Genomic DNA, 973 nt, shown 5'->3' on the forward strand with positions numbered 1-973 from the left:
TGCAAACATACAATGTTTGATAAAAAGTTAATACATACTTCAACTAATAAAGAACCTAAAGATACTGAAAGAAGTTGTATAATAGCGACTCTTATGGGGCTTGGTACTAATATAGGTCTCAAAAAAATGGAGCAAGCAGTAAAAGGAATAACATATAAACAGATGAGTAATGTTGCTAATTGGAGAATGAGCGATGATAATTTAGATAAAGCTATGACAGAGATTATTAACTGTCAGCATAAGCAACCTTACGCTAGATATTGGGGTGATGGTACTACTTCATCATCAGATGGGGTAAGAGTTATAACAGGTGTTGAAACTTTAAATGCATCGTATAATCCACATTATGGATTTGAAAAGGGAGTAACTATGTATTCAGCTGTAAGTGATCAATACTCTAGATTTGGAGTAGGCGTTATAAATACAAACTCAAGAGATGCAATTCATGTAGTTGATATACTTCTCAATCATAATACAGAGCTTGAAATTGAAGAACACTATACTGATACCGCTGGATATACAGACCAAGTATTTGGATTAACTCATTTGCTTAGGTTTAGATTTGCACCAAGACTTAGAGATATATCAGATTGCAAATTATATTATGTTGAAAAAAAAGAAGAGTTTAAAAATATTCAATCAGTTATAAAAGGTAAGATAAATATCAATATTATAAAAGAGAACTTTGATGATATATTGAAACTTGCCCATTCAATAAAACAAGGTAAAGTCTCAGCATCATTGATAATGAGTAAATTAGGCTCCTATTCAAGACAAAATAGTTTAGCGAAAGCATTAAGTGAAATTGGAAAGATAGAAAAAACAATTTTCATATTAGACTATCTTTCGGATGAGAATTTCAGAAGGAAAATCAATACTGGATTAAATAAAGGTGAAGCAATAAATGCTTTGGCTAGAGCTTTATTTTTTGGAAAGCACGGAATGCTTTATGAGAAAGATATTCAAGGACAAG

General features: G+C 31.0%; 1 protein-coding gene. It reads left to right on the forward strand.

Annotated features, from left to right (window positions below; genetic code table 11):
* On the forward strand, window positions 1–973 hold a 973-nt coding region (locus KPL38_RS19350; protein WP_216290760.1), incomplete at both ends, for a Tn3 family transposase.

The sequence above is a fragment of the Clostridium psychrophilum genome (genome assembly GCF_018861705.1).
In the GTDB taxonomy this organism is placed as follows: domain Bacteria; phylum Bacillota; class Clostridia; order Clostridiales; family Clostridiaceae; genus Clostridium_AD; species Clostridium_AD psychrophilum.